The sequence below is a fragment of the Chryseobacterium sp. VD8 genome (genome assembly GCF_037149975.1).
Taxonomy (GTDB): Bacteria; Bacteroidota; Bacteroidia; order Flavobacteriales; family Weeksellaceae; genus Chryseobacterium; species Chryseobacterium indicum.
Window position 1 is genome coordinate 1 of record NZ_JBBCQL010000099.1, and the last position, 15,273, is coordinate 15,273.

The window sequence follows — 15,273 nt, forward strand, 5'->3', positions numbered from 1 at the left end:
CTTAATGCTCAGGGAAGTATGGATATAACAAGACAGCCTAGAAGTTCCGGAAAAAAGAACTTCTATCTGAGAAAAAATAACAACTTCACAAAGATTGAAAGATATGGTTCCTCACCGACAAGTTATACATGGGTAGTAACCACCACTGATGGAACTAAAAAGTATTATGGTGGAACCGAATCTACCGTTGACAATAATGCCGTTGTTCAAAAGGACAATGGATCAATAGTCCAATGGGGAATTGTAAAAGAACTTGACGTTCATAACAATAATATAAAATATTATTATCTCAATAAGCTATTTACACAGGGAATGGTACCGATTTCGGGAGATAATATAAATCTTGAAAAAGGAAGACAGTTCCATATTGATAAAATTGTGTATTCAGGGGTAAATGATAATGATGGACCATATCAGATTCATTTTTCCTGTAAAGAACCCACAAGGCCGGATTATTCCATAAACACAAAAGATGGTGTAAAAAGGGTTGAAATTGAAAGACTGGACAATATATCTGTCACGAATACCGCACAGGCTGTCAGAAATTATAGTTTTACCTATACCACAGGAAAATTCTATAAATCACTTTTAAAATCGATTTCTGGCCCTGGTGTCAATTATCAGCTGGATTATCATGATGACACCGGCAATGCCATATTTGGCCCTGATAAATTTGTAAATGCTCCGGCACCGGATGCATTCTCAGGCGCAGTTAATTCTGCACTGACCCCTTCAAGAATCAGTGCGGATAATAATTTTGAATGGGGATGGGCATTAAGGACAGGAGCAGGGCTAGGACTTTTTATTCCACATAGATCAGGCGATAAAAATTTTATGGTTTCCGGATTTGTTGGTGAATCATATCCCGATATTAAAAGAGGACAGGAATTACTTGATTTTAATGGTGACGGGATTGTAGATATCCTTTATAGGAAGAGAAATGGAGATAATGGGATCAAGCTTATCCCCGGATCGTGGGAAAATGGTAATCTGGTTTTCAACAAACCGGAATTAAACGTACTGAATTTAAATAGCAATTTCACGAAAACCACAGGTAGTACATTTAATGCCGGAGCCACCGTTTTGTTCAATTGGTGGAAAATGGGCTTCGATTTCACGAAGAGCTGGTCTGAAAGCGAGTCTAAAACTCCAGTTTATCTTTTAGATGCTAATTCAGACGGTCTGCCCGATGTGGTTAAAGACGATAAAGTATGGTTCAATAAAATAAACGCCAATGGGCAGCCAGAAATGGTAACAACCAGTGACATGACAGAAAACATGGTCATGAAGGGTAATGTCCCCGTCCCGTACACAGAACCCGAAGATCTTGACGACGACGAAGGTGAAGAGCCTGTTAAAGCAAAAAATGATGTCGTAAAAGTCTGGATCGCTCCAAAAGCTGGCTATGTGACTATTTATGATCATATTTCAATTACTGACATCCAGGAAACCAAAGCACGGGCCGTCTACTCGATTGAAGTTAAGAATCCTAACGATACTTCAAAAAATGGTAGGGTTTATTTGACCACTTTAGCAGGAGGAAACCCAAATATAGACCTCAAAATCACAAAATATGATGAATATCCAGGAACTCCTTTAGGAATCAATAATTCTTCGCGAATTCATGTAGAGTCAGGTGACAAAATCTATTTCCGTCTGCATAAGAAGACCGGTATAAACTATGAAGTAAACACCACACCTTCGGTAGAATTTGTAAACGCTAACGGTTCGCCGATAGTTGATTCTCCTGAAGAAGAAATAGATGACTTCATGCCAAATAATCTAAAATATGAGGAAAACTTTGTTCTTAACAACCTGACAAAGACATTGAAGTACGACTATTTTGGAACCAAGCATCTTACCATTCCAGGGTTTTCAGTACCAAAATTAAACGATAATGTTACCTTCAAAATAACCTTATCCAAGGCAGAGGTAGTAAATCCTTGGGACGTTACCGTAATTTATGAAAAAACATATTCACAATCACTCGGAACCGTAAACATTGATCCAGTGGATATGGACTTTTTTGTACCACCACCAATACCAGGTGGATACCATTTAAAATTCTCAGTCATATCAGATTCTTACATGAACAAAGAAATTGAGTGGAAGAATATTTCGGTAACGACAGATGGTTATGTTAATATCCTTGATGTACCCGACTATCCATCTTATTATGTAAGGGATTTTAAAAAGAAATTTCATGTTGCAGATTTGGGAGCCAACCCACCACATGGAACAAACGATTACTTTATTTCTATAAACAAGAATTTTGCTTTTACTCCATCTTTGGAAGGTAACTTCATGTATGTTATAAAAAAAGGCGGACTTGTATTGGAAAAAAGATGGGTTAAATTGACCAATTCAGGTATTACTGAAACCTCTTTGAATGGTTTTCTCAATCCGATTAAGTTTTATACTGGTGATCCTTACCAATCCGTTCAGCTCGATGATAGGATTAATATTGTTGTTTATTGCGCTACCCAAAAAGATCGTGCAGCCTATGAATCTTTAAAATCGCAATTGCAGAATCAGATATTCAATATCTATGCTGGAACGAATACGAATCTTTGGTCTTTTACGGTGGAGACAGCAATATTTACTGCTGAGTTCAATACAATTAGTGCGGTTTATCGCAACTGGGGACAATTTATTTACAATGAGAGTAAAGATGTCAAAAAAACGAATAATTCCCTTACGCCACCTGGAGGTCCGCGTGATATACCTACAGCTCCATCGGGCGTAACAACACCAGACTATACAATCAACACAGATACACCAAAAGATTCTTATGGAGCATTGATCAATAATGAATTCCTTGATTCGCCATTCGGGATGTTCAATTATAACTTTTCTTCTTGCTCTGGAATAACTAATCAGGACCAGTACGGAGAGTGTGTCGGTGATATTATTCAGGCAGATTTCCAGAATATAGCAAACACAAACATTCTTGCAGGCTTTAATCCAATTGTTCCAATGAATACCTATTACACAAAAGGTGATAATGGAATCGTGGAGAAATGGATAAATAATGGTTTTACTGAACAGTTCTCAAAGGCAAGGTCTTTCAGGGATGAAGAATCTATGGCTCCGTTTTTTGTAGACGATGATCCAGATGAGCAGGATATCGAAGTGCAGGGAAATCCCAACACCGCCATGTACGCAATAGAGAAGAAACAAAAAAGCAAGGCCAAAACTACTAATTGGGGGATCGGCATTCCTGTTATTTCACATTCAACTTCTGAGCTAAGAGGATATGGAAACATCAATACGCAGGATTTCTTTGATGTAAACGGTGATGGTTATCCTGATATGTTATATAGAACAGAATCCCAATTAACAAATGCATTGGGAGGTCTTAGAAGTGCACAGGGGAGAAATCTAGAAAATAACCCTGACTCGGTTATTTCAAATAACGATAGTTTTCAGAAAACAAATACAATTGCATTCAATGTTTCTGCGGTGAAAACTGTCGGTAGAAATACCTCAAATTCTAATTCCGATTCTAAACCTGATACCTCAGCAGCATGGTCAGGAGGTGTTGGAGTCTCTGATTATCCTGATTCCTATGACAGAGGTGTAAAATATTGGATCGACATTAATGGGGATGGTTTGGTAGATAGAGTTGAATTAAACGATGGCCAGGTCAGATATAAACTCAACTATGGCAACGGACTTGTTAATAATCCTTTTGAAGACTATCCAAATTTAAAAACCTATGAATCCAAGCCTGTTGGCTCAACTTCTGTTAGCATAGGAGGCGGTCTTTCAGGAATGATTTCTCAAACCGCTACTTTCAGTTCTGGTTGGGGTATCTCAGGTAATTTAACTGGATCTTCATCTACCGGAAGTTCAAAACTTATGTTCCAGGATATTAATGGAGATGGAATGATTGATCTAATTTCAATGGATAATGATGGAAATACTTCTGTATCCTACAACATGGGTAATAAGTTCGCTCCGGCGCAGGGTCTTTCAAAACAAGGGGGTATAGTTAATTTCGGGAAGGACAGTCGAACATATAATGGGGCACTTACCTTAAATGGTGGATTCTATATCAATGTTCCAATTGTTTGGCTATTTGGAATTACCATTCTCTATTTCCGTGCGGGGGCAGATATGAGCGCGAATATTGGCGTTTCAATGTCTGAAATTGAAAAAGGATTAAGAGACGTAAACGGTGATGGATTCCCAGACTTGGTAATCAACAATGGTAGCGGCTTACAGGTAAATTATTCGAGAATTGGAAGAACAAATAAGTTATCCAAAGTTACAGAAAAGTCTACCAATGGTACATTTACCATCGACTATGCTTATACAGATCCATCCTACAATGATCCTCATTCGAAGTTGGTCATGAAGGAAGTAAAGATTCTCAATCCAAATGTTGATTCTGACGGATATACAACATCAACCGATAAAAATATCGTAACAAGATTTGACTATCAGAATCCTAAATACGACAGAAGGGAGCGAACAAGCTACGGATTTGAAAAAGTGATCACTGAGGATATGAACGGTACGAATGTCTACCGTAGAGGTGTGGAGACTTTTTATAATTCCAATTATTACAATAATGGAATCCCTAAAAAAAGTGAGATATACAGCGGAGGAACTACATTAAAAGCAACTTCGGAAAATAATTACAAATTATATAAATACAACAGTAGTTATACTCAACTTGAAGAAATTCCTTCTTCTCAATTTGAAACTTATGATACTGGTGGAACGCAGGGAAATAGAATCGCGATTGTATTACCTTCCGGAACTTCCAACACGACATTTGAAAATGGGGGGTCTATAACCACGAGCTCCACTATGACCTACAATGTCAAAGGTCAGATAATCGGATATCGCTATAACAGCAACGTCGCCGCCGGAAGTTTTTATTCCTCGATTGGATATCATGACATACCATCCTTAACTGCGAAAAATATATTGAATATACCTTCGGAAATTAAGGTCTTTAATAGTTCGAATATTTTAATTCGCCAACGAAGTTCAGAGGTTGATACGAATTATGGCGATCTGACAAAAATTAAGGTGAGTCTTACTTCAAGTCAAACCGCAGATACAGAACTTACATATGATTCCTTTGGAAATGTAAAAACGGTGAAAGACCCCGTTGACTATCTCCTTACTTACGAGTATGATCCAACAGGAAAATATGTGACAAAAGTAACTGATAGTTTTGGCGTATTTTCATCTGCAACTTATGATTCAAGATGGGATACCATATTGGAATCCATAGATGCTACTGGTAATAAAATAACTTATGAATATGATAATTATGGTAGGTTAACTAATATTCTAGCACCAAAGGAAATAGGTGTTTCGCCTTATACGGTAAAATATTCCTATTTTCTGACACCTTATTCAACCACAGGTACGCAGATAAACCTATACGGCGCAACTACGCAGAACTATGATCCTGACAATCCAACAAATCCAATTGAAACTATTTCATTAGCGGATTTTACGGGAAAAACTGTACAGGTGAAGAAGGACATTTTTATTGCAAATGCTGAGAAAATGTCGGTTTCTGGAATGACATCATATGATGTTTTAGGTAGACCAATTAGACAGTATCATCCTACAATGGAGGCAAAAGATGCTGTTCTGAACAAAAAACTCAAATTAACCCTTTCTCCTTATTCCAGTTCTATTCAATATGACAATCTTGATAGGCCAATTATTGAAATTGATGAAGATGGAAATGTGACAGATACCTCATATAGTATTGAAGGTACTTCCATGAAAAAAACTGTAAGTCAATTACAGAATCCGGGCAGTACAATGAAATCTGAAACATTATCAAATGCGGAAGGAAGAACAGTAATTGCTAAAAACTATCTGGGAACTTCAATTTTAGTTTCCCAGTACACGTATGATATTGTTGGACAGCTTCTCTCGTTAAAAGATCCTGAAAATATTGAGTTTAAATACGATTATGATTTAGGTGGAAGAAGAACTTCAGAAAAGCATCCTGATCATGGAACGACAAGGTTCACATATGACAAGGCAGGTAAAATGACGACAAGGTTATCTCCAAATCTTGGCCAATCCAGTGCGATCTCCTATAAATACAATAAAAATAGGTTGATGGAAATAACTTACCCTAATCTTCCTAATGGAGCCACTAATCCTAATAATGTCAGATATACCTATGGTATCGCTGGAACAGCAACTGGAAGGTTAGCTTCAAAAATTGACGGTACGGGGCAGACTAAATATACTTACGGAACATTGGGTGAAATAGTATCTGAAAATAGAAAAATTACTGGATACAACATTCCGACAATGAATTTTATTACTAACTATGAGTATGATAGCTGGAACCGTATTAAAACAATAACCTATCCTGATGGAGAAATCGTAAAGTACAAGTATGATTTAGGCGGAAATTTAAAATCCATAAAAAGCCAGCAGAATGGGGATTACGTAAAAGATATTCAATATGATGAATATGAGCAGCGAACCAAGATCCTAAATGGAAATGATACCTATTCACTGTTTACTTACGAACCAAAAACCAGATATCTTGCTTCTCATACGCTTACTAAGGATAATTACACAACCTATCTTGCTAATAGCTATAAATATGACTTTGCGGGGAATGTAGTTTCTAATATCAATAGCAGTATTTTAACACCTAACCAATTAGGGGGAAGTTACCAGCTTCTATATGGATATGATAGCTTGAACAGGCTTACACATGCGGTAGGGGCAATGCTAAAAGATATAAAAGAAGATCCTAATAACCCTTCTAATGTTGGAGCAAGTTATGAGACAACCCTAACTTACACTACTGGAAATGGCTTTAAAGGAAAAAACCAGACCCATGTGGTAAGCGGTATAACAAATCCTTTAAATACTTACAATAATAGTTACAAGTACGTCAAAGGAACCCATATGGTCACTTCTGTTACCGATTTGAACAATGGGTTTGTAGAAAGTTTCAAATATGACCTGAACGGTAATCCAATAGATCTAAATTCACCAAATGGCACTGTCTCGATGGCGTGGGATGAAGAGGACAATATGAAAGCCTACTTTAAAAAGGCTGATGGTATATTCCAGTATTATTCCTATGACAATAAAGGCGACAGAACTATTAAGTATAATTTACAGGAAGGTCCTAAATTATATCAGAATGGGTCACTCGTTGATGGCACAATGCAGCTGTATGGATACAAAGTCTATCCGAACTCCTATGTTGTGGTAAGCTCAGATAATACTTATACAAAACATTATTATGCCGGAACACAAAGGATCGCAAGCCGATTGGCAGACAATCCAGGTCTTTTTAACAGAGTAGCAGTAAACCAAAATGTCAACGATGATAAGGACAGTGTGCCTGACGTTGAAACTGAATTTAAAGCTTACTCAGAAAAAATGGGTGTAGATATTACAAAACTGGAAACTGAATTTGCTAAAAACAGTTCACAGGCAGGACTATATTATTTACACAGTGATCATTTATCGACAGCAAATTTTGTCACAGATGCAAATGCCGTAGCAACACAATTTTTCCTAAATTTACCTTTTGGTGAAACGTTCATTGAACAGCAGGTTCCTGGAGTCTATGAAAATCCATACAAGTTCAATGCAAAAGAACTGGATAGTGAAAGTGGCCTATATTATTATGGTGCAAGATACTATAATCCAAGACTGAGCATCTGGTATGGCGTAGATCCACTAGCTATCCATAATCCGGTTATGGAGCACCAATTTTATGGGAATGGTCAACATAATTCAGGATTCTATTTCATAGGTAATTTAAACCCATATATTTATACCTATCAAAATCCTGTACGATACACTGATCCAAATGGAAAACAGGTTGATACTGTTATTGATGGTCTCAAAAAGATGTGGAATGGGATCAATCCTTGGAAAGCCGTTGAAGGTAGTAAAGATGGTCCTAGGGTTCGCTCAGGCGAGGAAAGATTTCAGGAGTTTAGAACAGGAACTATACAGGCTGCTAAAGGAGCGGCAACGGCTGAAGTTGGGCATGTTGTCCTCGATGCAGCTGGTGTTGTTGATCCTACTCCTGTTTCAGATACGGCAAATGGTATTTGGTACGTCTTTGAAGGTGACTGGAAAAATGCTGCAATCAGTGGCATATCGGTTGCCCCCTATATAGGTGATGGTGCTAAAGGTGTTAAATATGGTGGAAAAATTATAACGCAGATACAAAAACACCACATTATTCCTCAGCAACTATATAAATTAATGCCAGAAATCGGAGATTTCATATTAAAGAATTCAGGTATAAATTTAAAGAAATTACCAAATAGATTTCATGGAAATCACCCAGCTTATACAAATTGGGTGAAAAATAAGATTGACGATTTATTAGCTGAGGGCGATCTTACGAAAGAAGGACTTGAAGGAGTAATAAAAGAAGCTAATATTGAACTTAATAAAGCCTATAAAGAGTTTAAAGAATCAGGGCAGTCATTGAATGATTATTTTAAAAACAAAAAGAAATAACATGCATAAACAGAAAAATTATTATCAAATTGAACCGACCATAGACAGTAAAATCATTGGCAAAAGTGAATTGGCACTTTCAGTTGAAATTACCAATAAACAATTTTTGGCATTCCGAAAAAATAAATTGGTCTATGTTGACAATTATTTTGAACAGACTGAACCATATAAGGATTTTCCCAAAAATATAACAGGCAAAATGTATCAGAGAAAGAAATCTCCCATTGATATTATGCAAGTCATGCCAATGTGCCTGGGAATTCCATTTATTATTAGTGGAAAAGTAAAGGAAATATTAGAGAACTTAAATATAAAAAAATCCGAATACCATTTGGAAGATTTGAGTATCGATGGATCTTCAGAGCCATTTTATTTTCTCTTTATTCCTATGCTTAAAAATTCTGAGACAATTGATTATTCCAAGAGTGTTTTCTATAGTACATTACAGGATAGATTTGCTGTTTTTGATACTTATGAAAAATATCTCACAGAAAAGAACAATAGATTCAAAGTTAAAAATCTGTTTTTATCTAAAGCACTGGAAAGTCAGGATATTATAAGTGTCCAGGCAGCAGGACCGTTTTTTAGCGAAAGAATAATTGATGCCTTCAAAGAAAATCATGTCATTGGTTACGATATAATAAAGGGCGGAGATTTTAAAGTAGACCTTAAATTCTCCTGATTTTATGTTGATGTGAATGTTTTTGAAACCACCGAAAGGTGGTTTCTTTTTTGCCATTTAAAAATTAAAAATGATTAACTTTAATTGTGGTAAATCATTGACAAATAATTGAATGGGCAATCTTTTTGAGAATAAAATAATTGAAATCATATCAGAAGGTGTAAAAATTGCTGTATCTGAACATACGGTAAATGATCAGCAAATATATCGACTGATCTTTTCCGATGATAGATTACCTCTTGTAATTACACGTATTTCCACTTTTTCTGGTAATAACTGGACAAGTGTTCCGCAGGGAAGACAGAAAGAAGCTGAATTATTTGGTAATGAAATCCTAAAACATTTAAAAAAATAATGATATGTGTTATTATAACGGACAACGTGTTTCAAGAGCTGAGTTCATTCGTTTAATGGACTTGGAAAAAGCGGTTGTGAATTATGATTTTTTAAATCAGGATCTGCACGAGGGTTTTAATTATGGAAAGATAGCGGTTCTGCGTCCTTCCGAAGACAAATGTAATTTTGAAATTGTGCAAATGGAATGGGGTTTCATCCCTTCTTATATTAAAAATCGCGATGCGGTTCAAAAGATGCGTTTTGGATACAAAGACTCCCTGGGTAAGTGGCATCAACCCTATACAACACTTAACGCTAAAGGAGAAGAGCTTCTGCTGATCGATGAAAATTCGGGCAAGGAAAAAATGTTTCGCAAAGCTGCACTTGATCGAAGATGCCTTATCCTGTCTAGTGAATTCTACGAATGGCGACACATTTATCGTCTGAACAAAAAGACAAACCAGCCTTTAAAAACAGCAGATAAATATCCTTACCATATTGGTTTAAAGGACAAAGAGTATTTTTTTATTGCAGCGATATGGCAAAACTGGATTGATAAGGAAACCGGAGAAACAATTGACTGCGTAGCCCTGGTAACAACAGAAGCAAATAGCTTAATGAGACAAATTCATAATTCAAAAAAACGTATGCCAACAATGTTGCCTGATGACCTTGCCTGGGAATGGATGATGGAAGATCTGGATGAAAAAAGAATTACTGAGCTGGCAACCTATCAGATAAATCCTACTGAAATGGTCGCTTATACGGTTGAAAAAGAATTTAAAACAACCGGTACTCCTTCAAAGGCTTTCGTTTACGATGAGATCCCTGATCTTTCTTATGAAGTCTAACAGTTAAAAATGATCGGCTAAAAAAATCCCATTACATAGAAGTTGCCGTTTTAAATATTTAAAGTTGGTCAATAAATTGGTTAGATGATGGGAATTGTCATACTAATGACTTCTTATGCACCATCAAAAACAAATAGATGTATTCCATGTTTTAAACTTTGCATGTATAGGGTTGTTATTGCCTTGTGATAGGATCAACCTAATATGTCATTTCTTTATTAATTTCTGAATTCTATAAAAAATATGAATGGAATAATTTTTCAGCATAACAAGGCCCATATCGGATGTTCTGCTAAATTTATGTTTATTCCTGAGCCTGGGCAAAGGTCAATTCCAGCAATAGCTGAATTTCAAGGTGGTGAAAAAGCATATGCCGTAATAGAAGAGGTAAATGCTCTTGAAGTTGTTTTAAGAATAGGTGAATACTTAGATGCCAAAGGACTCAAAGTTCCTGAGAAAGTATGGCGCATGAGATATGATAAAGACAATGACCAATGGCAAATTGTTGGTAGTTTTTTATCTAATGAAAATCTAAAAAACAACCGAAGAAAGAAATCAAAAATTGGAAAGATTTAATTTTTTTATTCGATTTTTTTAATCTTTGTTTTCCAACACAAACTGAAAGGTAGAACCTTTACCTTCTTCACTTTCCACACTTATAATTGAATTGTGATAATGCAATATCTCTGCGACAATATAAAGGCCGATACCAAAGCCGGAAATATTCGCAAGTTCCTTCCTTTCGACCCTAAAGAATCTTTTAAAAAGTTCTTTCTGATCTGCATTACTTATTCCGACACCTTCATCACTGACAAAAATCCTTAAAGAAGCATTACTGATTTTCTCACAGCCTAACACAATAGTTCCGCCTTCGGGGGAATATTTTATGGCATTGGTCAAAAGATTTGTTAAGACCTGACCGATTTTATCTCGGTCGGCAAGCACTTCATGAGAGGAATTACATTGAATCTTTATTATATGCTTTTCGCTGATATATCTTGCCTCCGATACGATCTCCTGCAACAAACCTAAAATTTGAAAATATTCAAAATGCATCCTGATTTTACCCTCCTCGATCTTTGCGAGGTTCAGAAAATCCTGAATCATCGAAGTCATCCGTTTCGCCTGATTTTCGATCCCGACTGACAAGTTTCTTCCTATTTCCAAATTATTATTCTTAAAACCTCTTTGCATGGCCTGAGAACTTAATAATATGGAAGTAAGCGGTGTTTTAAGCTCATGGCTCACCATTGAAACAAAATCATTTTTCCTTCTTTCTTCCTGTTTTTTTTCCGAAATATCCCTGGCTATTTTGGATATTCCCATGATTTCACCATTGGCGTTCTTAATGGGTGATATTGTCAGGGACACATCTAATAGTTTACCAGATTTTGTCAGCCTCTGCGTTTCAAAATGATTTATGGATTCCCCAGCCCTGAGTTTTTCCAAGATATAATCTTCTTCCCCCAAGCGCTCTTCAGGGATTATCTTTATGATCGGCTGACCGATCATTTCATCGGCACTGTAACCGAATATTGTTTCTGCAGAACTGTTCCAGGTACTGACAACTCCATTCAATGTTTTACTTATGATGGCATCAAAAGAAGAGTTCACTATGGCCACAAGTTTTGAATGGTACTCTTCTGAATTTTTTAGATCTGTAATATCAAGTACGCAGCCGACGACCCTGTGTAAACCTTCGCTTACTTGTTTCTGTATAATTCCCTGCACCCTGATCCAGACAGGAATAGCATTCGATTTTAAAAATCTAAAAATAATATCAAACTCACCGTTATCCCTATATTTCACATCTGAAATATGGGATTCCACCTTTTCTTTATCTTCCGGGTAAATATAATCTTTAAGCAGACCACCTGCATCAACTTCTATCGGGATTTCAAGCATCTGCCGAAGTTCATCTGAAATTTGGATATTTCCGGTAATTAAATCTAATTCCCATATACCCAAGTTAGATGCTGAAATCGCAAGCCGTAAACGTTCCGCACTTTCCGCAAGTAGATGGTGAAGTTCGTTCTTGCGTTTTTCTTCTTTGACCAGCTCGGTTACATCTCTGGTGAAACATCGCGTATGGATAAATTTTCCGTCCTCTATCAGTACATTTGAACTGATTCTGACATATTTGACATCCCCATTTTTGGACAGTAGACTGGCCGGAAAATCCTGTACCGTTTCATTATTGGAAAGTTTAACCAATAGCTCCGAAATTATATCACTATCGGCATGAAAATTCTGGATCGGAAAACCAATATATTCTTCTTTGGTATATCCCAGAAGATCGAGTTCGGCCTGGTTTGCCCAGATAATAATACCGTCCCCATTTACCCAGTGAAGGGGCATACTTCCGTTTTCGATAAAATCCGTCAGCTCTTTCACACGATATTTTAGCGATTCTAATTCGATTCTCAGATCCTCTACATTTTCAGGTTGGGCCATAGTCAATTAACTTTCGATATTTTAACTAAGTAAATTTATTAATTATACAAATATATAGCGCAATAATCATTTATTTATCCTACGTGGTATGGCTTATTTCACAACTGGTTAAATATCAGTGATGTGCGAATAAAATAACTGTGCGATATAGAATTTGTATGTATTAACAGAAGAGATTAAATAGAGGCTGGGCAAAATACCCAGCCAAACGTTACTAATAGTATTAATGGAGCGCGTTTAAATAAAACAAATACAGAAATCATTTGTTTAGGCATTTCTATAATATTTAGGTCAAAAAAACACTGCTTGCTATTCTATTTTACTGCAAATTATTTTTAATTTTAGTAAGCTTATATCGCTATAACAATTAATTTACCTCTAAACCTATATTTCGATGCAGTATAGATCTTTGGGAAAAAATGGGCCAAAAGTTTCTGCAGTATCCATTGGTACACGCAGTATGACACCAAATAGGGATATTGATTCCACGGAAAGTTCAAGAATAATTAAAGTGTTAGAAACAGCAATAGAAAAGGGCATTAATTTCATAAATACCGCTGATTTTTACAGTATGGGCTTAAATGAAATGCAGATCGGAAAAGCCATAAAAGGAAAGAGAGACAAAGTTTTTCTCAGTGTAAAAACTGGACTCAGAAGATCTCCGACAGGAGATTATCTCGGTCTTGACTGTACTCCATCTTCGATCAAGAATTTTTGCAACTATTCCCTGACCAGATTGGGTGTTGAGGTCATTGATCTCTACCAGCCCGCACGCATAGACCCCAATGTTCCGTTAGAGGATACCGTAGGAGCAATTGCAGACCTTATTAAAGAAGGAAAAGTCCGATACCTTGGTATGTCAGAGGTAAATGCCCGGCAGCTTAAGATTGCGAATGAAATATATCCGGTTTCCGCACTTGAAATTGAATATTCACTGGCTACCAGATTCATTGAGCATGAAATTTTACCTATGGCAAGGTCTTTGGAAATTTCAGTGATACCCTATTCAGTTCTCTATTATGGTCTCCTTACAGGCGATATTAATGGCCCGTTTTCTAAATCTGATTACAGAAGCACCCTGCCTAGATTCAACAGCGAAAATCTTACGGCAAATCTGGAAATCATTGACTTTCTAAAAGACTTTAGTGCCCAAAAAGGATATAGCCCCAGCCAGATAGCAGTTGCATGGTTGCTCAATCAGGGAAATGATATTATACCTATCATCGGAATGGGATGTCCTGAGAGAGTGTCGGATAACCTGAAAGCACTTGAAATAAAATTTACCAATGAAGAGCTTCTGTTTTTGGACAGCACTTTTTCAATGGGTGCTATTAAAGGCGACCGTTATCCTGAAACACTTAAATCAATAATTCCGTCCTAATTTATTAGCCTAGAGAAATGGTTATTTAATTTTTTCTTTTTCAAACGGAATATCAGAATTAAATTTTATTTTAGTGTTATCTTCCTCCTTAGAAGATGATCAAATATAGCTAAGCACCGAATTCTCTCTCGGTGCTTTCTTTTTCAAGTCAAAAAGTATATCAGTAGAGCAGTTTTGGGTTGTCATTATTATCCCCAACTAAAATATAAATGAAAATGGTTAATATTCCGAATATTTTTTGTCTACTTTCCATATATTTTCTTCCAGTTTTTTAAGGAACCAGGATTTTTTACTCATTTTGGTTCCAGAAGCTGTAACATATTCGTAGACATTCAGGATCAGTTCTTTGTCATTCAGAACTTCCATATCACCTTTTGCTATGATTCCATCAGTAAATTCAATATCTATTTCAAGATATGCGCTGCGGGAAGAGACAGGAAACAATATTTTTCCTATTGAACCAGCATAAAGATGGCTATTGTCAAACATTATCTTTTTCATAATTACGACAGTTTGGACAGATTTAAATTCAATGAAGTAACACCACCTAACCTTACTTTTAAAATGATAATTACTCCTAATGGAACTTTACATACAATTTACGGTTTCTAATTCAGATATCGTTTCAAATTGCCGTATAAAAAGCTAAAGTTATTTCAAATTTTGGGTTTAACATGAAAACGATCTTCTCTAAAAATATAAATAGTTGTCCAATAATAACGAAAGCTATCCTGTTTTGGGATAGCTTTCTATTTTTTCCTCTCGGTTCGATCAACAAATCCTGTCTAATGATGCTTTTATTACAATTACAGGAATTTTTGCAACCACAGACTGAATAAGATCAGAATATTCAGAACAAAAAGACAATTAACAGTTATATAAATTGAACGTTTGCTGAATTTTTTTAAAAAGAAAATGGACAAAACCGGTATTATCAAGGTGATAGAGTAGATGATTGATACTATTTGATTTACCATTTTAAATGTCGTAACCGTCATGCCCAACTTTTCTGATATTTCAGAAATTCTTTCGGGGTATGCGTCTGAATAAAAACCGCTGCCGGTTACCATATG

At 36.2% G+C, this 15,273-nt stretch carries 8 protein-coding genes; 6 read left to right on the top strand and 2 right to left on the bottom strand.

Annotation, left to right across the window (positions count from 1 at the left end; genetic code table 11):
• The first annotated feature begins 18 nt into the window (after positions 1-18).
• From WFK35_RS12200 to WFK35_RS12220, 5 genes are all read left to right on the top strand, one after another.
• The gene (locus WFK35_RS12200; protein WP_336732825.1) at positions 19-8,496 is read left to right on the top strand and encodes an RHS repeat-associated core domain-containing protein; all 8,478 of its coding nucleotides are present in this window, start codon (positions 19-21) and stop codon (positions 8,494-8,496) included.
• Between the two features lies 1 nt (position 8,497).
• Positions 8,498-9,178 carry a hypothetical protein gene (locus WFK35_RS12205; RefSeq protein WP_336732826.1) on the top strand — a complete coding sequence of 227 codons (681 nt, stop codon included), beginning with the start codon at positions 8,498-8,500 and terminating at the stop codon, positions 9,176-9,178.
• 112 nt (positions 9,179-9,290) lie between these two features.
• Positions 9,291-9,533 carry a hypothetical protein gene (locus WFK35_RS12210; protein WP_048506379.1) on the top strand — a complete coding sequence of 81 codons (243 nt, stop codon included), beginning with the start codon at positions 9,291-9,293 and terminating at the stop codon, positions 9,531-9,533.
• A 4-nt stretch (positions 9,534-9,537) separates the two neighbouring features.
• Positions 9,538-10,365: an SOS response-associated peptidase gene (locus WFK35_RS12215; RefSeq protein ID WP_083429475.1), complete on the top strand. Its 828-nt coding sequence runs from the start codon at positions 9,538-9,540 to the stop codon at positions 10,363-10,365.
• A 243-nt stretch (positions 10,366-10,608) separates the two neighbouring features.
• A complete protein-coding gene (locus tag WFK35_RS12220; RefSeq protein WP_048506377.1) occupies positions 10,609-10,941 on the top strand; it encodes a hypothetical protein in 333 nt (110 codons plus the stop codon).
• Between the two features lie 18 nt (positions 10,942-10,959).
• Here the strand turns inward: WFK35_RS12220 and WFK35_RS12225 are convergent, their stop codons facing one another.
• On the bottom strand, positions 10,960-12,819 hold the full coding sequence (locus tag WFK35_RS12225) for a PAS domain-containing sensor histidine kinase (protein ID WP_048506376.1): 1,860 nt from the start codon (positions 12,817-12,819) through the stop codon (positions 10,960-10,962).
• A 394-nt stretch (positions 12,820-13,213) separates the two neighbouring features.
• Between WFK35_RS12225 and WFK35_RS12230 the strand changes: the two genes are divergently transcribed.
• On the top strand, positions 13,214-14,200 hold the full coding sequence (locus tag WFK35_RS12230; protein WP_048506375.1) for an aldo/keto reductase: 987 nt from the start codon (positions 13,214-13,216) through the stop codon (positions 14,198-14,200).
• 219 nt (positions 14,201-14,419) lie between these two features.
• Here WFK35_RS12230 and WFK35_RS12235 read toward each other — a convergent pair whose 3' ends face one another.
• A complete protein-coding gene (locus WFK35_RS12235) occupies positions 14,420-14,701 on the bottom strand; it encodes a hypothetical protein (RefSeq protein WP_073060384.1) in 282 nt (93 codons plus the stop codon).
• Positions 14,702-15,273 lie beyond the last annotated feature (572 nt).